Source organism: Burkholderia sp. Ac-20365 (assembly GCF_017104715.1).
Lineage (GTDB): Bacteria > Pseudomonadota > Gammaproteobacteria > Burkholderiales > Burkholderiaceae > Paraburkholderia.
The window spans coordinates 131,387-152,688 of record NZ_JAAGPI010000009.1; the positions used below are offsets into that span (position 1 = coordinate 131,387).

The 21,302-nt window shown below is 62.7% G+C and carries 13 protein-coding genes and 1 tRNA gene; 6 read left to right on the forward strand and 8 right to left on the reverse strand.

All coding sequences use genetic code 11. The annotated features are described in order from the left end of the window. Positions 1-32: 32 nt before the first annotated feature. Together glnL and ntrC are read left to right on the forward strand one after the other, a co-directional pair. Positions 33-1,175: a nitrogen regulation protein NR(II) gene (glnL, locus tag G3O01_RS18190; RefSeq protein WP_205806529.1), complete on the forward strand. Its 1,143-nt coding sequence runs from the start codon at positions 33-35 to the stop codon at positions 1,173-1,175. Between the two features lie 63 nt (positions 1,176-1,238). Further along, positions 1,239-2,750: a nitrogen regulation protein NR(I) gene (ntrC, locus tag G3O01_RS18195; RefSeq protein WP_205806530.1), complete on the forward strand. Its 1,512-nt coding sequence runs from the start codon at positions 1,239-1,241 to the stop codon at positions 2,748-2,750. A gap of 106 nt (positions 2,751-2,856) precedes the next feature. Here the strand turns inward: ntrC and xth are convergent, their stop codons facing one another. Beyond that, a complete protein-coding gene (xth, locus tag G3O01_RS18200) occupies positions 2,857-3,633 on the reverse strand; it encodes an exodeoxyribonuclease III (RefSeq protein ID WP_205806531.1) in 777 nt (258 codons plus the stop codon). A gap of 174 nt (positions 3,634-3,807) precedes the next feature. Further along, positions 3,808-3,884 (reverse strand) — tRNA-Met (locus G3O01_RS18205). 174 nt (positions 3,885-4,058) lie between these two features. Between G3O01_RS18205 and G3O01_RS18210 the strand changes: the two genes are divergently transcribed. Then, positions 4,059-5,348, forward strand: coding sequence for an amidohydrolase family protein (locus tag G3O01_RS18210; protein WP_205806532.1), 1,290 nt, complete (start codon positions 4,059-4,061; stop codon positions 5,346-5,348). Between the two features lie 99 nt (positions 5,349-5,447). On the opposite strand, the gene G3O01_RS18215 is transcribed toward G3O01_RS18210, so the two are convergent. Continuing rightward, on the reverse strand, positions 5,448-7,562 hold the full coding sequence (locus tag G3O01_RS18215) for a M3 family metallopeptidase (protein WP_205806533.1): 2,115 nt from the start codon (positions 7,560-7,562) through the stop codon (positions 5,448-5,450). Positions 7,563-7,980: 418 nt separating this feature from the next. On the opposite strand from G3O01_RS18215, the gene G3O01_RS18220 reads away from it, so the two are divergent. Then, positions 7,981-9,117 carry an acyltransferase gene (locus tag G3O01_RS18220; protein ID WP_205806534.1) on the forward strand — a complete coding sequence of 379 codons (1,137 nt, stop codon included), beginning with the start codon at positions 7,981-7,983 and terminating at the stop codon, positions 9,115-9,117. Positions 9,118-9,226: 109 nt separating this feature from the next. Here G3O01_RS18220 and folD read toward each other — a convergent pair whose 3' ends face one another. From folD to fixL, 5 genes are all read right to left on the reverse strand, one after another. Next, positions 9,227-10,084, reverse strand: coding sequence for a bifunctional methylenetetrahydrofolate dehydrogenase/methenyltetrahydrofolate cyclohydrolase FolD (gene folD / locus G3O01_RS18225; RefSeq protein WP_205806535.1), 858 nt, complete (start codon positions 10,082-10,084; stop codon positions 9,227-9,229). 329 nt (positions 10,085-10,413) lie between these two features. Further along, positions 10,414-11,388, reverse strand: a complete 975-nt coding sequence (locus G3O01_RS18230; RefSeq protein ID WP_205806536.1) for a DUF2950 domain-containing protein — start codon at positions 11,386-11,388, stop codon at positions 10,414-10,416. 80 nt (positions 11,389-11,468) lie between these two features. Further along, positions 11,469-12,749, reverse strand: a complete 1,281-nt coding sequence (locus G3O01_RS18235; RefSeq protein WP_205806660.1) for a DUF3300 domain-containing protein — start codon at positions 12,747-12,749, stop codon at positions 11,469-11,471. A gap of 629 nt (positions 12,750-13,378) precedes the next feature. Continuing rightward, positions 13,379-14,023, reverse strand: a complete 645-nt coding sequence (gene fixJ, locus G3O01_RS18240) for an oxygen response regulator transcription factor FixJ (RefSeq protein ID WP_205806537.1) — start codon at positions 14,021-14,023, stop codon at positions 13,379-13,381. Continuing rightward, positions 14,020-16,536, reverse strand: coding sequence for an oxygen sensor histidine kinase FixL (fixL, locus tag G3O01_RS18245; protein WP_205806538.1), 2,517 nt, complete (start codon positions 16,534-16,536; stop codon positions 14,020-14,022). The genes fixJ and fixL overlap by 4 nt, the downstream gene beginning before the upstream one ends. A gap of 287 nt (positions 16,537-16,823) precedes the next feature. On the opposite strand from fixL, the gene aceE reads away from it, so the two are divergent. Together aceE and aceF are read left to right on the forward strand one after the other, a co-directional pair. Beyond that, the gene (aceE, locus tag G3O01_RS18250) at positions 16,824-19,523 is read left to right on the forward strand and encodes a pyruvate dehydrogenase (acetyl-transferring), homodimeric type (RefSeq protein ID WP_205806539.1); all 2,700 of its coding nucleotides are present in this window, start codon (positions 16,824-16,826) and stop codon (positions 19,521-19,523) included. 82 nt (positions 19,524-19,605) lie between these two features. Then, positions 19,606-21,249, forward strand: a complete 1,644-nt coding sequence (gene aceF / locus G3O01_RS18255) for a dihydrolipoyllysine-residue acetyltransferase (RefSeq protein WP_205806540.1) — start codon at positions 19,606-19,608, stop codon at positions 21,247-21,249. Positions 21,250-21,302: the final 53 nt, after the last annotated feature.

Genomic DNA, 21,302 nt, shown 5'->3' on the forward strand with positions numbered 1-21,302 from the left:
CCCATGCAAGGCTATCGAGACCCGACTGCAAGATGGTATTGAAGAACCTGATCAAGGCAAGAAAAGGGCACACCGACGCATTGTCGGACGATGCGCAACTCGTCGATTCCGGTTTGCTGCCGGGCTTTGAGGCGCTGCCCACCGTCGTGCTCGTGCTCGACAAGCGAACGCTGCGTGTCGCGTTCGCGAATCCGTCGGCCGAGTCGATGCTCGAAATGTCGCGCCGCCAGCTCACGCAAATGGCGTGGCCCGACATCTTCACCAACGGCGAAGAACTGACGGCGACCATCGCCGCCATCGCCGCCCACCGTTTTCACGCGACCCATCTCGATGCCGTGCTCGAGCGCGCCGGCCATGAGCCGCTGCACGTGCATGCGATCGTCGGCTATCTGGAGAGCGCGCAGGATTACGTGCTGCTCGAACTGTTTGAGAACGAGCGGCATCTGCGATCCGATCGCGAGGAGCGCATTCACGACCTGACGGCTGTCAACAAGCAGTTGATCCGCAATCTCGCGCATGAGATCAAGAACCCGCTCGGCGGTATTCGCGGCGCGGCGCAATTACTCGAGTTCGAGCTCGGCGCGCGCGAACGCGACGAGTTGCGCGAGTACACGCAGGTCGTCATCAAGGAATCGGACCGGCTGCAGACCCTGGTTGACCGGCTGCTCGAGCCGCATCGTCATCCGCATATCGTCGGCGACGTGAACATTCACGAAGTATGCGAGCGCGTACGCGCCGTGATCCTCGCGGAGTTTCCGCGTGGCCTCACGATCGAGCGCGACTACGACGTGAGCGTGCCCGACCTGCGCGGCGACAAGGAGCAACTGATCCAGGCGCTGCTGAACATCGTGCGTAATGCCGCCGAAGCGCTGCGCGAACGCATCTCGCAAGGCGATGCGCGCATCGAATTGCGCACGCGCGTCGCGCGAAAGATCACGATCGCGAAACGTCTTTGCAAGCTGGCACTGGACTTGCATATCGTCGATAACGGACCCGGCATTCCCGAAGACATACGCGACCGCATCTTCTATCCGCTCGTATCGGGCCGTGAAGACGGTAGCGGTCTTGGCCTGACGCTCGCGCAGACTTTCGTGCAACAACACGAAGGGACGATCGAAGTGGAGAGCCGTCCGGGTCATACCGAGTTTCAGATTCTTTTGCCGCTGAATTGCTGACACTTGATTGCTGATACTCGATTGCTGATACCACACGCATTACAAGACTTCTGACGGACCTATATGAAGCCGATCTGGATAGTAGACGACGATCAATCGATCCGTTGGGTGCTCGAAAAAGCACTCGCACGCGAGAACTTCGCGACGCGCAGCTTCGCGAATGTGCGCGAAGCCGCGGGCGCACTGGAACACGACAGCCCGCAGGTGCTCGTCTCCGACATCAGGATGCCCGGCGGCTCAGGGCTCGAGTTGTTGCAGACCGTACGCGATCGTGTGCCCGGCCTGCCCGTCATCATCATGACGGCGTTCTCCGATCTCGATAGCGCCGTGGCCGCGTTTCAGGGCGGTGCATTCGAATACCTCGCGAAGCCATTCGATGTCGACAAGGCAGTCGAACTGATTCGCCGCGCCGTCGACGAAAGCGTGCGCGGCGAGCATACGTGGGACGACCGCGTGGCCGAAGCGCCCGAGATGCTCGGCCAGGCGCCCGCGATGCAGGACATGTTCCGCGCGATCGGCCGTCTGTCGCATTCGGCCGCGACTGTGCTCATTACGGGCGAATCAGGCACCGGTAAGGAACTTGTCGCGCGCGCCTTGCACCGACATAGCCCACGCGCGAATGGTCCGTTCATCGCGTTGAACACGGCAGCGATTCCGAAAGATCTGCTGGAATCCGAACTGTTTGGTCATGAGCGCGGCGCGTTCACCGGCGCGCAGGCGATGCGCCAGGGTCGCTTCGAACAGGCTGAGAACGGCACGTTGTTTCTCGATGAAATCGGCGATATGCCGTTCGACTTGCAGACGCGTCTGTTGCGTGTCTTGTCGGATGGTCAGTTCTATCGTGTCGGCGGGCACAATCCGTTGCGCGCGAATGTGCGTGTGATCGCGGCGACGCACCAGAACCTCGAATCGCGTGTGCGGCAAGGGCTGTTCCGCGAGGACTTGTATCACCGGCTCAATGTGATCCGTCTGCGCCTGCCGGCGTTGCGCGAACGCAGTGAAGACATTCCGCTGCTCACGCGTCACTTCCTGCAGAAGAGTGCACGCGATCTTGGCGTCGAGCCGAAGCGTGTGTCGGATGAAGCGCTTGCTTATCTGACCTCGCTGCCGTTTCCGGGCAACGTGCGGCAACTCGAGAATCTCGCGAACTGGCTGACGGTGATGGCGCCGGCGCAGACCATCGAGATCAAGGACTTGCCGCCTGATCTCGTATCGACGCAGCAGGCTGGAGCGGAGTTCGCGACATCGTCTACGCCTTCGATTGACGGCGCCGTCGGTAACGGCGGCGCGGCAAACGGCGTGGCGCCCGCGATCGGCGCGCCTGTCGTTGCAGGCGGTGTGGCGATTCCGTCGCCTGTCGCGGCATGGGAAAGCGGGCTGCGCACGGAAGTCGCGAAGCTGCTGCGCGAGAACGCCGCCGATGTGATGGACGAACTGTCGCGCCGCTTCGAAGCAGCTGTGATTCGCGAAGCGCTCGACTTCACGCGCGGTCGCAAGGTGGAAGCGGCGGAGCGGCTCGGTATCGGGCGCAATACGATCACGCGCAAGATTCAGGAGTTGAATCTCGAACCTTGATCGCTGCGTCGCGCGTTCGGAGGAATGCGCGACGCAAACAAAAACGGCTCGATGGCGTCATGCGCCTTCGAGCCGTTTTTTTACGTCTACTACCTTGTTGTACGTGCTATTCGGTTAGCGCGACGACAGGTGCGTGGTCGGAAGGCTGATCCCACTTGCGCGGCGTCTTGTCGACGTCGCAATGCGTGCAGCTCGCGGCGAGCGGCTTTGACAGCAAGATGTGATCGATACGCAGACCCGCGTTGCGGCGGAACGCGAGCATGCGGTAGTCCCACCACGTGAAGGTCTTCTCCGGTTGCTCGAAAAGCCGGAACGAATCGACCAGACCAAGTTCGATCAGACGGTTGAAGTGGCTGCGCTCCTCGGGCGACACGAGGTTCTGTCCTTCCCATGCCTTCGGATCATGTACGTCGCGATCTTCGGGTGCGATGTTGTAGTCGCCGAGCAGCGCGAGCTTCGGATGTTGCGTGAGTTCACTGGCGATCCAGGCTTGCAGCGCGTCGAGCCAGCGCAGCTTGTACTCGAACTTGTCGGTGCCGGGCGCCTGGCCGTTCGGGAAGTAGGCGGAGATTACGCGCACGCCTTCAATGGTCGCCGCGATCACGCGCTGTTGCGGATCTTCGAAACCCGGGATGTTGCGCACGATACTGCCTTCATCGACACTCATGCCGTCGCGCACGAGAATGCCGACGCCGTTATACGTCTTCTGACCGGCGAACCAGCTGCGATAGCCCTTGGCCTCGAGATCGGCGCGCGGAAATTTTTCGTCGGGCAGTTTGAGTTCCTGAAGGCACAGCACGTCGGTCTGGCTCAGTTCGAGCCAGTCGATCACATGTTGCTGACGGACCTTTAGGGAGTTCACGTTCCACGTGGCTAATTTCATCGCTCGTTCTCGTTGTACAGGTGCTGGATGGAATCTTACCGCGATCGGGCAGGGCTGCTCAGTACGGCAACATGCATAGGACAAAAACACAAAAGCCCGCAACGCTTGAGGCGATGCGGGCTTTCACTGTTACTACTCGAGGCCGTGTGGAGCAGGACACGATGCCTATGAAGCTGGTTGCGGGGACAGGATTTGAACCTGTGACCTTCGGGTTATGAGCCCGACGAGCTGCCAGACTGCTCCACCCCGCGTCAGAGAGGCGAATTGTACGGACACCTTCGCCACGCGTCAAACATTTAGTCGAATTTTTTTCATGTTGTTCTGCCAGGCAGTGTAACGGATGGTCTTTCGTCCTATGCCATCGTGCCGAACTCCCCACGCATTTCTTCCGCCGATAGAATCGATGTCATGCATAGGAGCCCCACATGCACCTGATCATCCGTCGTGCCGTATTGCCGCGCAGCGCTTCGCAACAGCAGGGTCCCGTCGACATCGGTATCGAGTCTGGCCGCATCGTCGCTGTCGAGCCGAACCTGGCCGCGACTGCGCGCGAAGAAATCGATGCGAACGGCGCGCTCGTCACGCCGCCTTTCATCGACGCGCATTTCCATATGGACGCCACGCTGTCGTATGGTTTGCCGCGTGTGAACGCATCGGGCACCTTGCTCGAAGGCATCGCACTGTGGGGCGAGCTGAAGCCGCATCTGACGCAGGAAGCGCTGGTCGAACGTGCGTTGCAGTATTGCGATTGGGCCGTCGCGCGTGGACTGCTCGCCATTCGTACACACGTCGATGTATGCGATGAGCGTCTGCTTGCCGTTGAAGCGTTGCTCGAAGTGAAGCGTCGCGTTGCGCCGTATATGGACCTGCAACTGGTTGCGTTTCCGCAGGACGGTGTGCTGCGCAGCGCGGGCGCGTTCGACAATCTGAAGCGCGCGATCGCGATGGGCGTCGATGTGGTCGGCGGCATTCCGCACTTCGAACGGACGATGGCGGACGGCGCTGAGTCCGTTCGCCTGCTCTGCGAATTCGCGGCGGAGAAGGGCTTGCGCGTCGACATGCATTGCGACGAGTCGGATGATCCGATGTCGCGTCATATCGAAACGCTTGCGGCGCAAACGCACCGGCTTGGACTGCATGGCCGCGTGACGGGCTCGCATCTGACCTCGATGCATTCGATGGACAACTACTACGTCAGCAAGCTGCTGCCCTTGATGCGCGAATCGGGTGTGGCGGCGATTGCGAATCCGTTGATCAACATCACGCTGCAAGGTCGCTCGGACACCTATCCGAAGCGACGCGGCATGACGCGCGTACCGGAGATGCTGGCGGCGGGGATCAACGTCGCGTTTGGTCACGACTGTGTGATGGACCCGTGGTACAGCCTCGGTTCGGGCGACATGCTCGAAGTCGCGCATATGGGACTGCACGTCGCGCAGATGACGGGTGTCGACGCGATGCACGCGTGCTTCGATGCCGTGACCGTAAATGCGTCGCGTATTCTCGGGCTGGAGCGCTACGGAGTCGCGCCGGGATGCGATGCGAATCTCGTCGTGCTCGATGCGCGTGATGCCGTCGAAGCGATCCGCCTGCGCGCGGCGCGGCTGGCGGTCGTGAGCCGGGGCAAGGTGGTGAGCCGCGCGCCAGCGGCACGCGCGACGCTGACGCTCGAAGGGCGGCCATCGGAAGTGGACTTCAAACTGCATCGCGAATAAAAAAGCGGGTTCGGTGAACCCGAACCCGCTTTGCCGTTGACCGCGTACTAGCTGTGATCGAAGCGCCGGTTTGACTCCGTGCTTCGATACATCAAGCCATCAATGCGCCGCGCCCGGTACCGCGTCCGGTGCCATGCCGTTGTGGCGCAGCAGCGCATCGATGTTCGGCTCGCGGCCGCGGAACGCCTTGAACGATTCCATCGCGGGACGGCTGCCGCCCACTTCGAGAATCTCCTTGCGGTAGCGCGTGCCTGTCGCCACGTCGAGCACGCTGCCCGTGCCCGCTTGTGCCGCTTCTTCGAACGCGGCATACGCGTCGGCGGACAGCACTTCGGCCCACTTATAGCTGTAGTAACCGGCCGCGTATCCGCCCGCGAAGATATGGCTGAACGTATTCGGCCAGCGCGAAAACGACGCTTGCGGAATCACATGGAAGCGCTCGTTGATCTCGCGCGCCAGATCGTTCGCGCTCTTTGCGCCCGACGTCTCGAAGTCGACGTGCAGCTTCATGTCGAACATCGAGAACACGATCTGACGCAGCGTGCCCAGACCGCTCTGGAAATTCTTCGCGGCGAGCATCTTGTCGAACAGATCGCGCGGCAGCGGCTTCGCGGTATCGACATGCGACGTCATGTCGCTCAGCACGTCCCACTCCCAGCAGAAGTTTTCCATGAACTGCGACGGCAGCTCGACCGCATCCCATTCGACACCGTTGATCCCCGACACGCCCAGTTCGTCCACAAGCGTCAGCATGTGATGCAGGCCGTGGCCGAATTCGTGGAACAGCGTGATTACTTCATCGTGCGTGAAGCAGGCCGGCTTGCCGCCGACAGGCGCCGAGAAGTTGCACGTCAGATAGGCGACAGGCGTCTGCACCGCGCCGTTGACGGGCTTGCGGCGCGAGCGCGCATCGTCCATCCATGCGCCGCCGCGCTTGCCTTCGCGTGCATACAGATCGAGATAGAACTGTGCGACGAGGCCGCCGTCCTGATTCTCGACACGGAAGAACCGCACGTCCTGATGCCACGTCGCCGCTTCGTCGCGGCGGATCTTCACGCCGAAGAGCGTCTCCGTGACCTTGAACAGGCCCTTGAGCACGGCGTCTTCCGGGAAGTACTGCTTCACTTCGTTCTCGGAGAACGAATAACGCTTCTGACGCAGACGCTCGGCAGCAAACGCGACGTCCCACGGCTGCATGTCGCTCATGCCCAGTTCGTTCACGGCGAATTCGCGCAGCTCCTTCCAGTCGTGCTCGGCGTGCGGACGTGCACGCGTTGCGAGGTCTTCGAGGAACGCCATCACCTGTGCCGGCGACTCGGCCATTTTTGGCGCAAGCGACACCTCGGCGAAGTTCCTGTAGCCGAGCATGTGCGATTCTTCTTCGCGCAGCTTCAACGCCTCGGCGATGATTTCCGTGTTGTCCCAGTCGGCATTGCCTTTGCCGTATTGCGGCCCGAGTTCGGATGCGCGGGTCACATACGCGCGATACATCGTCTCGCGCATCGCGCGGTTTTCCGAGTACTGCATGACAGGAAAATACGACGGGAAATGCAGCGTGAACTTCCAGCCGCTCTTGCCTTCACGCTCGGCCGCTTCGCGCGCGGCTTCGATCGTGTCTTCGGGCAGGCCCACCAGTTCGTCCTTGCTCTCCGCAATGTACGCGTACGCGTTCGTCGCATCGAGCACGTGATCCGAAAACGTCTTCGACAGCGCGGCCTGACGTTCCTGCAGTTCCGCAAAACGCGGCTTCTGATCTTCCGGCAGTTCCGCGCCAGACAGTCTGAAGTCACGCAGTGAATTGTTCAGGATCTTCTTGCGTTCACCCGTCAGCGATTCGAAATCGTCGGCAGCGGCGATCGCCTTGTACTTCTCGTACAGCGCGAGATTCTGACCGACGCTCGACCAGAACTCGGTCACGCGCGGCAGGTTCTCGCCATAGGCGGCGCGCAGCTCCGGTGTATCTGCAACGGCATTCAGATGGCCGATTACGCCCCACGCGCGCGACAGCGGTTCCGTCGCCCGTTCGACGGGCTCGACGACGTCGGCCCACGAAGCCGGCGTCGACGGCTCGCTCGCGCGCTCGACGGCGGCGCTCGCGTTCGCGAGCAGCACATCGAGGGCAGGGGTCACATGTTCGGGGCGGATCTCGCCAAAGCGCGGCAGATCGGAGAAATCGAGGAGCGGATTGTCGGATGTCGATTGAGATGTGGACATGATGCTTCCTGTCTGACGCGGTAAATGAACACCCGGATGACGGCCATCCAGGCCTGAAACCTAAGCGGAGCAGCGGATCTGCGCCGCACGCGACGCGTGCGCGCCTATCACCCGGCGCCTTGCAACACGCACATTGGGGCGCCTTGCGCCGTTTCCAACTGCCAGTAGCTGTTATCAGCCAATCTCCAGCCGGTTGCAGCACAAATTATCAGAAGCGCTGCTCGCGCGCAGGGGTCGCGGCCTCAGACGTATTTGTACCAGAACGTGAGGGTGGGCAAGCGCACGGTCGCGGCGCGTGTTCTCGCGCATCGTTGAAGCGTCCGTGCGCGTCGCCATGACGCGCGGTTTTCGTGTCCTCGTGTGGCCTCGCGCGCCGATTTTTGCTCGTGCGTCGGCCGCCTGAAACGGGTAGCTCGCAATGACTCCGCATCCACCGACACTCTCGCAATCGCTCAGCCGCGAGGCAAACAACTTCGATCTCGTACGTCTGATTGCCGCGTGCGCGTTTGTCTGGAGCGCGACGTTCGTGATCCGGCAAACGGGTAGTGGCGATGGCGTCGCGGCCGCGTCTGACCTCGATAGCGTGGGAAGCCTTGGCGTGTACGCGTTCTTTCTGATGAGCGGCCTGCTGGTGAGCGCGAGCTTCGAGCGTCAGCGGTCGGCGTCGCGGTTCGTCGCGTTGCGGTTCGCGCGCGTGCTGCCCGCTGCGTTCGGTGCGGCGCTGGTGGCGTTGTTCGTGGTCGGGCCGATCTTGACGCCGCTGACGCTGCACGACTATTTCGCGGCGCTGGTGATGAAGCGTGAAGGAACGCTGTCGATCGTATTCGACCATGGCAATCTCATGCGCGCTATCGGTGCGCCGCTGTGGGCGCTGACTGGTCTGATGCTGTGCTATCTGCTCGTGCTGATCACGGGCGCGTTCGGTCTGCTATCGACGCGCCGGCGCATCACGCTCGCCGTGCTGATCACGCTCGTTGCATTTTTGATGCGCACGCGACTGGCCGATCTGCAATCAGGCTGGCGCGTTTTCCCCGACAGCGCGACCGGCCTCGCGTTTGCGCCCGAACTGTGCTTCCTTCTCGGCATGGTGCTGTACGGATGGCGCGAGCGCATCAGCATCAGCGGTCTCATCGCGTGCGGTTTGCTGCTGGTGTTTCTCGTGTTTCGCGACACAGCCGGCGCGCAGATTCTGCTCTATATCGCGTTCGTCTACGGTCTGCTGTGGGTGAGCGTGACGCCGATGCTGCATGGCTGGAGGCCACGTCATGACTATTCATACGCGATCTGCCTGTACGGCTTCATGGTGCAGCAATGCGTGGCGGCGCGCTTGCCGGGCATCTCGCCGATGCTCGCGGTCATCGTCGGCGCGCCGTTCATTCTTGCGCTGGCGGTGTTTTCGTCGCGCTGGATCGAGCGGCCTGCAATGAAGTGGTGTCGCGAGCGAATCGCGCGCAATGAAGCGCGTCAACGCGAGCGCAGGAAAACGCGCGAATTGGCCTATGAACGGACGCCGTTGCGCGCGAGCGACCCGGCCGTCCGCTGGCCGCCGCTGTGATGACGCGTTGATGGGGTCCGCGATGCGCGGAGGATGCGCGCCCGGACCGTGACATCCATTCCGGGCGGCGAATGAGAAGGCCGTCGCGTGGACGGCCATGCAGAGAAGCTCAGGCGTTGCCTGCGGCGCGCTCGGCTGCTTCGATCGTATTGACGAGCAGCATCGTGATCGTCATCGGGCCGACACCGCCTGGCACGGGCGTGATATGGCCCGCCACTTCCTTGACGTTCGCGAAGTCAACGTCGCCGCACAGCTTGCCGTTCTCATCGCGATTCATGCCGACGTCGATCACCGTCGCGCCGGGTTTCACCATATCAGCCGTCAGCGTGTTGCGCAGTCCCGTCGCCACCACGACGACATCCGCGTTACGCGTGAACGACGCGATATCGCGCGTCTTGCTGTGGCAGATCGTGACCGTCGCATTCGCTTCGAGGAGCAGCAGCGCCATCGGCTTGCCGACGATGTTCGAGCGGCCGATCACAACCGCGTTCGCACCCTTCAGATCGATGCCGTAAGCCTCGAACATTTTCATCACGCCATACGGCGTGCACGGGCGGAACAGCGGCTTGCCCGTCATCAGCGCGCCGGCATTCGCGACGTGAAAGCCGTCCACGTCTTTTTCAGGCGCGATCGCCTCGATCACCTTGTGGCTGTCGATGTGCTTCGGCAGCGGCAGTTGCACGAGAATGCCGTGGATCTTCGGATCGTGGTTCAGTGCATCGATTCGCGCGAGCAGGTCGGCTTCCGTCATCGTGGCGGGATAGCGGTCGTACGACGAGAATAGTCCGTTGTCCTCGCAAGCCTTTACCTTGTTGCGGACATAGACTTCGCTCGCCGGATTGTCGCCGACGAGCACCACGGCAAGACCGGGTTGATGTCCGCGGGCGGTGAGGGCGGCGGCGCGCGTGGCGACGTCGGCGCGCAGGGTCTTGGAAAGGGCGGTGCCGTCGATCAGTTTGGCTGTCATGGTCGGTCGAGAATGGGCGTATCGGAAAGCGGGCGGGGCGGGCAGGCGCGGGGCGTGCGATCACGTTGCCGCGCAGGCTGCGTCGTGCATGCTGCGCGTGCGCTCGCGACTATCGCCCGGAGACGGACGTCGCGAAAACGCACGGATGGCGCTCGAGGGCAGGAACGGGTCGCATGCCGGAAAGCGCACGGCGCGAAAACCGCGCCGCAGCGAAGTTCGACATTATACCGTTGAGGCCGTGCGCCTGATGGCCGGAGGTGACGCCCGACGACCTGCCGCGCAGTGGCGGCCGCTCTGTAAAGGCCGCCGCTGCGATCTTCGATGCGCGGTCAAGGCTGCGTCGCCTGCCACGACGAGTCGGGGTTGAAGGACGTGATCGTGCCCGCCACGCGCGCCGTTTGCGGCCCGAGATTCTTCTCGTAGACCTGGCCGTTCTGGTTGACGATAAAGCTCATCACCCCCGTCTTGCCATATTCGGCCGGCCAGGCGACGAGACCGAAGCCTTTCGACAGCACGCCATCCTGCACGTAGTTCTGCGAGCCGCCGTCCGCTTTCGCGCCCTGTGCGGTGAGTATGCGGTAGTGGTAGCCGTAGTACGCCTCGCCCGGCGCGATCTGATGCGGCATCGTCGCGGCGAGCGGTCCGAGCGGGCTCTCGGGATCGCCGGGCGCAGTCGGCCAGTACAGGCCGTCCTGCTTGCCGGGCGAACTGATGAACTTCTGCGCGTAATGCTGCATCTGCTTGCGGTAGTCGTTTTGCGCGTCGACATAGGCAAGCGACGTGAGAATCGCCGAGCGCTCGTTGCGGCCGATGCGTCGCGTGAGCATTTCGTCGGTAGCGGCGGGCGTGTTGAACTGCCAGCCGCGCGCTGTCTGCACGATGGGAATCGGCAGCGTCCAGCCGTCGTCGCCGACGGCGATATGCACGCTCTTGCGACCCTGATGCGATGCCGGATCGTCGACGATCCGGTGGCCTTTCGCCCACTGGCCGAGGAACGCGTAGATATCGTCCTCGCCGATGTTGGTGGTCGGAATGTAGCGGCCGAAGTTCTTGCCGAGTACCTTTTCCATCGCGGGATGATCGTTGGTCGCGAGCGCGTTGGCGAACGCGTCGGCGGCGGCGTCGGGCGTCGGATAGGCGGCCTGCGCGGCGGCGGGCTGAGCCATGGCGAAAAGCGCGGCCGCGGCGATTGCGCCGAATGCGTGCGCAAGCGGCGAGCGTGCCGCGCGCGATCCGGTCTGTCCCGCCTGACGCGTGGCGCGTGGCGTGCTGCGGATCGATATGGGTGTTGTTGTGCCGGTCATGTGTGACTCCTGTCGACCAGAGCGGGCGCGTGTGCTGCCGATTCTGGTCCGCTGCAAGATGATTGCTGTCGAAGGTTGGTCTAGCGGCGATGGAATCCGCCGCCGCCGCCGTGGCCGCCGCCGAAGCCTCCGCCTCCGCCGCCACGCTGAAAGCCTCCACCCCCGCCGCCACGGCCACTGCCGCTGCCCCCGCCGCCGAATCCACCACCGGCTCCTTCGCGACCGCCAAACTGCTGCCCGCCGCCGCCCGAACCCAGACGGTTGTTTCCGCCGCCGCTATTTGCCAGCGACTGCCGGCTCGACTGGCCACGCTGGAAGTCCTGGCGCGAGCCCGCTGCGTCGCCCGCGCCACGCAACGCGTTGTCGCGGTTCAGGTTCTGCGCGCTGTTCCGGATCCCGGCATCGCCGCCGCCCTGATGGATGTTCTGCACGCGCTGGCTCGCGTTGCCGCTCAGGTTCTGGCCGGTGCGGTTCTGCAGCGTCTGCTGCGCCTGCGCGCGGGACGCATCGCGTCCGCGGAACTGGTCGCGCTGCGCGCCCAGATTATTGTTATTGAAATTGGCGTTGTTGCGATTGAAGTTCGCGTTATTGCGATTGATGCTCTCGTTGCGATTCCAGTTCGCGGTCGACGTATTCGAGTTGATCCGGTTGTTGACGTTGATGTTGTTGTAGCGGTTGACGTTGATGTTGACGTCGTGATTGTTCCAGTTGAAGCCGCCCCACAGCGAGTTGGCGACAGCGATGCCGGCGCCGAACGCAAGCCCTGTCGCGAAGCCCGTCGCGATCGCATAGCCGGGAGGCGGCGGCACATAGACGGGCGGATAGGCCGGGTAGGGCCACGTACCGTAGACGACCGTCGGGTTATAGGTCGGCACGTAGACCACCTGCGGATTGGCGGGCACGATCTGGATCGTGCTTTGCTCAACGACCACCTTCTGCTGTTCGCTCGATTTCAGATTGCCCGCCGATTGTGCCTGCTTGCGCAACCGTTGCACGGAGTCCATCACGTCGTTGGGCTGGGCGAGAAACGCGTTGCCGAGCTGCTGCACCCAGTCGGGCTTGGAGGCCATCGTGGCGAGCACCTGTGGGAAGGCGACCAGCGACTGCACGCTCGGATCCCAAGGCTGCGATGCGACGGCCTTGACCGCGTCGTCGCCCTTGTACTGCGAATTGGCTTTCGACCACGCAGCGGCCGCTTCGACGTCCTGCGGAAAGGTCGATGCCATCAGCACCTGGGCGAGCAGCGCATCGGGGTAGAGCGCGATGGGCGCCGTCAATGAATCGAGTTGCTGGTTCGAGACTTTGGCGGGCGTTTGCGCGACGGCGTCAAAGGGCGCGACGATGCCCGTGGCGAGCGGCATGCCTGCCAGTGCCGCGCAGACGAGCCAGGCGCGCGACCTGTAAGGTCCGTAACGTTTCACGATGAGAACCTCCTTGCGGCGTTGTGTTCGCGGCAGTGTCCGGATGAACCGGCCCGGCTGCTGCGCGGTGTTGTGGCAATGGAGCGACGTGGAGACGCTGCTGTGTAGCGACTGATAATGGAAGTGGGCGGGACGCGCAAGGGCGACGTGAAGTCGCGGCGGAGTCCGTGAGGAGGGTGCTGCGTGCAACGCGCATCGTGGCCGGCGATACGTGCGTTGCGCCCGTTATGCGCGTTTCAGGCATCGGTGACGTTTCTGGTTGATCCGTCTGTAAGTTAGGAAGCGAAGCCGTCGCTGTCAATGCGACATGTCAAAGGCGATACGCGGATAGAAAGCCGATATGCGATACGTGACTGTTGCGCGATCGGGTGCAATGAAGTCAGTTTGGATCGCTAATGAAATGGCCAGAAGCGAATGGCGCAAGCCTGCTGGCGAGAGAAGGAAGTGAGGCGAGGTGAGGAAGCCATGCAGACGGCGCCGCGCGGCGGCTATCGATAAGCCACCTGCGCGCGGCAACCTGTCATGATGCGTGATGCGCCTGCGCGAGTCACCGCGCAGGCGAGGGGACGTTATTGCGCCGGTTGCGGCTTGTTAGACAACGCGAGGCGCAGCAGGTCGGCGACCGTATTCACGTTGAGCTTCTCCATGATGTTCGCGCGGTGCGCTTCGACCGTCTTGATGCTGATGCCGAGGTCGTCGGCGATCTGCTTGTTCAGACGGCCCGCGATGATGCGTTCCAGCACCTGGTGCTCACGCGCCGTGAGCTTGCCCAGGCGCTCGGCGGCTGCCCGCTGCTGCTGCACGCTGCTGCTTTCGCTGCGCGCCTTGTCGAGCATGCGCTCGACCAGCTTGCGCAGTTCGGCCTCGTCGAACGGCTTTTCGATGAAGTCCATCGCGCCTTTTTTCATCGTCGACACAGCCATCGGCACGTCGCCGTGACCCGTCACGAAGATGATCGGCAGCAGCGTGTTGTCGGCGATCAGGCGTTCCTGCAACTCGAGGCCGCTCATGCCCGACATCCGCACGTCGAGGATCAGGCAGGCGATCTGGCCGGGATGCTGATGCGGCTGCCATGCGTCGATGAACTGCTCGGCGCTCGCGAAGCACTGCACGCGGTAGCCGTTCGCCTCCAGCAGCCAGCGCAGCGAATCTCGCACCGCCTCGTCGTCGTCGACGACAAAGACGGTTTCCTGTGTGGTGACTGGGGTGTTCATAGCTCTCCCGTAACGGTTTGTGGTGTCGGCGCCTCGGACCCGCCGTTGCTCGGGCCGTCAGGCTCTCCAATAGGCAGACTGCAATGGAAAGTGGCACCCGTGATGTGGCCGTCGGATTCGACGTTGTTCACCACCCACAGGCGTCCGCGATGCGATTCGATGATCGAACGGCAAATGTTCAGCCCCATGCCCATGCCGTCGGACTTGGTGCTGTAAAACGGTTCGAAGAGACGCTCGGCCGTCGCTTCGTCCACGCCCGGCCCCTGGTCCACGACGCTGATGCACACGAAGCCGGAATCGAGCTTCACAACGAGGCGAATGACGGGATCGACGGCGTTGGGATGCGCGTCATGCATGGCTTCCGCGGCGTTCTTCAGCAGGTTCACCAGCACCTGTTCGATCAGCACCGGATCGACGTAGATCACGGGCAGGCGCGAACGCATATCCGTCACGATGCGGATACGGCGTTTGCGTGCTTCGATCTCGGCAAGGCCGACGGCGTCGGCGACGATGTCGGCGACACGGGTGGCCTGGCGTTTCGGTTCGCTGCGTTTCACGAATTCGCGGATGCGCTTGATGATCATGCCGGCCCGTACAGCCTGCTGCGCCGTCTTTTCGAGGACTGGTAACAGGTTGTCAGGAGTTGTCCGACCAGATTTAACCAGCGCAACGGCTCCAGAGCAATAGTTATTGATGGCCGCGAGAGGCTGGTTTAATTCGTGCGCGAGCGACGACGCCATTTCACCCATCGTCATCAGGCGGCTGGTGAACTGCAGCTTCTCGTCCTGCTGACGCGCGAGTTCCTGCGCCTGCTTGCGGGTGGTGATGTCGGTGGCGATCTGCATCTGCGCGAGATGGCCGTCCACCCACTGGATGTACTGGCGGCGCACTTCGAACCACTTCTGGATGCCTTGCACGTAGACTTCCTGCGCGTCGGCGGAGCCTTCCGTGAGCGCTGTCGCGGGCAAGCCGGCAAACGCGTCGACCATGTCGATGGAATCCGACGAAGCAGCGGAGCTGTCGAAGCCGCCGCCGCCCGCCAGTTCCAGATGGCCGTCCGGGCGGATGCCGAACAGGTGCCGGTAATAGCGGTTGGCGAACAGCAGTTCGGCTTCGTCGGCGGCGAGCACGGACACGGCGGCATCGAGACTTTCGAGCACGGTCGTGAAGCGCTCGTGCGCGGCGGCGAGTTCTTCGCGTGCGCGTTTCGGCTCGGTGATGTCCGTCATCGACGACATCCAGCCGGTCTGGCGGCCCGAGCTGTCGATCAGCGGCGATACATACAGACGCGCATGGAACAGCGAGCCGTCCTTGCGGCGCACACGCAACTCGAAACCGGAAGAGGGCGCCTTGCCGCGCAAGGTCATGTCGAGCTGGCGCTGCATTTCCGGATACGAATCGCGCGGCCAGTAAGGGAACGGCGCGTTCTTGCCGACGAGATCGCTTTCATCCCAGCCCGTCATCCTGCAGAAGGCGGGATTCACGTGCGTGATGCGGCCGTGCATGTCGAGCACGCGCATGCCGATCAGCACGGAGTTTTCCATCGCGCGGCGGAAGAACGCTTCGGCGTACAGCGCCTGTTGCGCCTCGAAGCGCTGGCGCGTGTGCTTCCACAAACTCCACAGGCTCCACAGCACGAAACACGAGAGTCCGGCGACCAGCCACACGAGCGTGTTGTTCGTGAAGTTGGTCATCTGCGGATACGCGTACACGCGTACCGACACGCCCTGGCCAGGCGGATCGAGCGGCAGGTCGTAGTACGCGTCGCGCGGCAGGCGCGGGCGCGTCGACGTGGTGGCCAGCTCGCGGTTGTTGATATCGATGATCGAGATCTTGTACTTCGCGGACAGCTCGGGCGGGATGTCGCGCTTCAGGATCCCTTCGACCGAGAACACGGCCGCGACCGTGCCGAGAAAGTCGCGGTCGCGATAAACGGGAGTTTGCAGCGTGATATAGCCGTTGCCGACATCGTCGTACATCAGCGGTGAGTAGACCTGGCGGCGCGTGTTCTTCGCCTCCGCGAAGGCGGCCTTCACGGCCTCGTCCATCTGCTGGTCGTTGGGTTTGGCGAGACGCTGGCCCAGCACGGGTAGCGCGTTGTTCGGCCAGCGCGGCTGCTGCGCGCTGGTGTACCAGTTCATGTAGAGGATCTCGGGATGCCCCTGCATGATGTCCGCCGTTGACACCTGGAAGGAATGCGGGTCGGCGCGGCCTGAAACGAGATCGCGGGCGAGCGCCTGAAGCTGTTCCTGTGCGCCCGTCATCGACAGGCGAATCTGCTGCTGCGCCCACGCGACGTTGCGGTAAAGGGTGTCTTCCTGTTGCTGCTGTTCGCGCCGGTTCAGGCTCCACAGGATCAGACTCATCACCACGAGGAAGACGAGGATCGACAGCAGCGGCGTCAGCAAATAGGAATTCGACCACCACGGTCCGTGGTGCCAGCGGGACGGCGACGAATCCGCCGACTGTCCGGCAGAGCGCGCCGAGCGTGCGAAAAGCCGATCGGTCAACATGGCTGGCATTGTAGCGCAGCGGCTGACACGTAATTGCCGCAAAAAAGCGATGAAACTCACGCAATTCGGCGCAAACTAGCCGACGTACTTGCTGATGGGCAGTCAAACCAGGGTGCGCCGCAGCAATTTTCCGCATTATGAGAAACTCTCTCGTAATCTGAAAATTTCCTTGCGCAGGCAATGTGGGCCTTATTACAATCGGCCGGAAGCTGCCGCGGCCGATGTTCGTCCTCGACGTTAGTCCGCGTCGCCTGTTCACAGAGCGTTCCCATATCCAGGAGACGAGCATGTCCGCTGTACCTGACGAAGTCCTGAAATACGTCGCCAACGCGAAAGACGACAACGACCCGCAAGAAACGGCCGAATGGCTCGAAGCGCTAGATGGCGTGATTTCTGCTGTTGGACCCGACCGCGCTCACTACCTCATCGAAAAGCAGATCGAATTTGCCCGCGTGCATGGCGAGCATCTGCCTTTCTCCGCTAACACCCCGTACATCAACACGATCCCCGTCGCGAATCAGGCGAAGATTCCGGGCGACCAGGACATCGAGCACCGCATCCGTTCGTACACGCGCTGGAACGCGATGGCAATGGTGCTGCGCGCCGGCAAGGAAACCAACGTCGGCGGCCACATCGCATCGTTCGCGTCGGCTGCGACGCTGTACGACGTCGGTTTCAATCACTTCTGGCATGCACCGTCGCCCGAACATGGCGGCGACCTCGTGTTCGTGCAGGGCCATTCGTCGCCGGGTGTGTACTCGCGCGCGTTCCTGCTCGGCCGTCTGACCGACAAGCAACTCGACAACTTCCGCCAGGAAGTGGGCGGCGAGGGCATCTCGTCGTATCCGCACCCGTGGCTGATGCCGGACTTCTGGCAATTCCCGACGGTGTCGATGGGTCTCGGCCCGATCATGGCGATCTACCAGGCGCGCTTCATGAAGTACCTGCATGCGCGCGGTATCGCAAAGACCACGGGCCGCAAGGTCTGGGCGTTCCTCGGCGACGGCGAAACGGATGAACCGGAATCGCTCGGCGCGATCGGCATGGCCGGCCGCGAACGCCTGGACAACCTCGTGTTCGTCATCAACTGCAATTTGCAGCGTCTGGACGGCCCGGTGCGCGGCAACGGCAAGATCATCCAGGAACTGGAAAGCGAATTCCGCGGCGCCGGCTGGAACGTCATCAAGGTCGTCTGGGGCAGCCGCTGGGACGCGCTCTTCGCACGCGACAAGTCGGGCGCGCTGATGCGCCGGATGATGGAAGTCGTCGACGGCGAATATCAGACGTACAAGTCGGAGTCGGGCGCTTACGTTCGCGAGCACTTCTTCAACACGCCGGAACTGAAGGCGCTGGTGTCCGACTGGTCGGACGAAGACGTGTGGAACCTGAACCGCGGCGGCCACGATCCGCACAAGATCTACGCAGCGTTCAAGGAAGCAACGCAAGCCAAGGGGCAGCCGACCGTCATCCTTGCGAAGACGATCAAGGGCTACGGCATGGGCGAAGCCGGCCAGGCGATGAACATCACCCACCAGCAGAAGAAGATGCAGGTGGAAGCGCTCAAGCATTTCCGCGACCAGTTCCGTCTGCCGATCTCGGACGACGAAATCGCGCACGTGCCGTATCTGACCTTCGAAGAAGGCTCGAAGGAACTCGAATACATGCGCGCCCGCCGTCAGGAACTCGGCGGCTATCTGCCGGCGCGTCGCCAGAAGGCGGAATCGCTGCCTGTTCCGGCGCTCGACGCATTCGAGCCGTTGCTCAAGGGCACGGGCGAAGGCCGTGAAATTTCGACGACGATGGCGTTCGTCCGTATTCTCAACATCCTGTTGAAGGACAAGGCGATCGGCAAGCGCGTCGTGCCGATCGTGCCGGACGAATCGCGTACCTTCGGTATGGAAGGCCTGTTCCGCCAGATCGGTATCTGGAATCAGGACGGCCAGAAGTATGTGCCGGAAGATTCCGACCAGCTGATGTTCTACCGTGAGTCGGAAACCGGCCAGATCCTGCAGGAAGGCATCAACGAAGCAGGCGGCATGTCGGACTGGATCGCAGCAGCGACGTCGTACTCGACGCACGGCGAGATCATGATCCCGTTCTACATCTTCTACTCGATGTTCGGCATGCAGCGTATCGGCGACCTGGTGTGGGCCGCTGGCGACATGCGTTCGCGTGGCTTCCTGCTGGGCGGCACGGCAGGCCGTACGACGCTGAACGGCGAAGGCCTGCAGCACGAAGACGGCCACTCGCTGCTATGGGCGGCGTCGGTTCCGAACTGCCTGAGCTACGACCCGACGTTCGGCTACGAACTCGCCGTCATCATGCAGGACGGTATGCGCCGCATGGTGCAGGATCAGGAGGACGTGTTCTATTACATCACGGTGATGAACGAGAACTACGAGCACCCGGCGATCCCGCAGGGCGAGCATGTAGCGAAGGACATCATCAAGGGCATGTACGCGTTCCGCAAGGGCGCCGACAACGCGAAGGCGCCGCGCGTGCAGTTGATGGGCGCGGGCACGATCTTCAACGAAGTGATCGCCGCCGCCGACCTGCTGAAGAACGACTGGGGCATCGAAGCCGATCTGTGGAGCGTGCCGAGCTTCACGGAACTGGCGCGCGAAGGTCACGAAGTGCAGCGTCAGAACCTGCTGAACCCGCTCGCCGAGAAGAAGCTCTCGCACGTCGAGACGCTGCTGAAGGACGCGAAGGGTCCGGTGATCGCATCGACCGACTACGTTCGTGCGCTGGTCGACCAGATCCGCGCGTTCGTGCCGCAACGCTTCGTCGTGCTGGGTACGGACGGCTTCGGCCGCTCGGACACACGCGAAAAGCTGCGTCACTTCTTCGAAGTCGACCGCTACTGGACCACGGTTGCTGCGCTGAGCGCACTGGCCGATGAGGGTACGATTGAGCGCAAGGTCGTGGCCGACGCGCTGAAGAAGTACAACCTCGATCCGTCCAAACCCAACCCGATGACCGTCTAAGGCATCGACCCGCGAGCCCCAATGTGCACCTCGCCGCCCGAAGCGGGCGGCGAGGTGCGCGCGGCCCTGGAGACAGAAAACAATGAGCCAAGCGATCGAAGTCAAGGTGCCGGACATCGGCGATTACAAGGACATTCCTGTAATCGAGGTGCTGGTCAAGGCGGGTGACACCGTCACGAAAGAGCAGTCGCTCGTCACGCTGGAATCCGACAAGGCGACGATGGATGTGCCGAGCCCGGCATCGGGTACGGTCAAGGAAGTGAAGGTCAAGCTTGGCGATACGGTGTCGGAAGGCACGCTGATCGTGCTGCTCGACGGCGAAGGCGGTGCTGCTGCGAAGGGTAATGGCGCCGCTGCGCCTGCGCCGGCGCCCGCACCGGCGCCCGCTGCTGCGCCTGCCGCAAAGAGCGGTGGCGTGCAGGAAGTCAAGGTTCCCGATATCGGTGACTATAAAGATGTGCCCGTCATCGAAGTCTCGGTGAAGGTCGGTGATCGCGTCGAGAAGGAACAGTCGCTCGTCACACTGGAATCCGACAAGGCAACGATGGACGTGCCGAGCCCGGCCGCTGGCGTCGTCAAGGAAATCAAGGTCAAGGTCGGCGACAACGTGTCGGAAGGCACGCTGATCGTGGTGCTCGAAGGCGAAGGCGGCGGTGCTGCTGCGCCGGCGCCGGCACCTGCCGCCGCGAAGCAGGAAGAAAAGCCGTCGGATGCGCCCGCGACGCCGTCGCCCGCTCCCGCGCAGCCGTCCGCGCTCGCACAGGCACCCGTCATTCCGGCTGGCGAAGGCGGCGCGCATCGCGCAAGCCACGCATCGCCGTCGGTACGCAAGTTCGCGCGCGAACTCGGCGTCGACGTGTCGCGCGTGCAAGGTACGGGTCCGAAGGGCCGCATTACGCAGGACGACGTGACCGCGTTCGTCAAGGGCGTGATGACGGGCCAGCGCGGCGCGCCCGTTGCGGCGGCTGCACCGGCGGCTGCCGGTGGCGGCGAACTCGGCCTGCTGCCGTGGCCGAAGATCGACTTCACGAAGTTTGGTCCGGTCGATCCGAAGCCGTTGTCGCGCATCAAGAAGATTTCGGGCGCGAACCTGCATCGCAACTGGGTGATGATCCCGCACGTCACGAACAACGACGAAGCGGATATCACCGAGCTGGAAGAGTTGCGCGTCAAGCTGAACAAGGAAAACGAGAAGTCGGGCGTGAAGTTCACGATGCTCGCTTTCGTGATCAAGGCTGTCGTCGCGGCGCTGAAGAAATTCCCGACGTTCAACGCGAGCCTCGATGGCGACAACCTGGTGTTCAAGCAGTACTACAACGTAGGTTTCGCTGCCGATACGCCGAACGGTCTCGTCGTGCCTGTGATCCGCGACGCCGACAAGAAGGGTCTCGTCGATATCGCGAAGGAAATGACCGAGCTGTCGAAGCTGGCGCGTGAGGGCAAGCTCAAGCCCGATCAGATGCAAGGCGGCTGCTTCTCGATTTCGTCGCTGGGCGGGATTGGCGGCACGCATTTCACGCCGATCATCAATGCGCCTGAAGTCGCGATTCTCGGTTTGTCGCGCGGCTATCAGAAGCCCGTGTGGGATGGCAAGCAATTCGTGCCGCGTCTGACGCTGCCGATGTCGCTGTCGTATGACCATCGTGTGATCGACGGTGCTGAAGCTGCGCGCTTCAATGCGTATCTCGGGTCGATTCTTGCCGATTTCCGGCGTGTGATTCTTTGATTGTTGTTAGCTGTGTCGCTGGCGCTTGATGACTGTGTTTGATCTGGTCATCA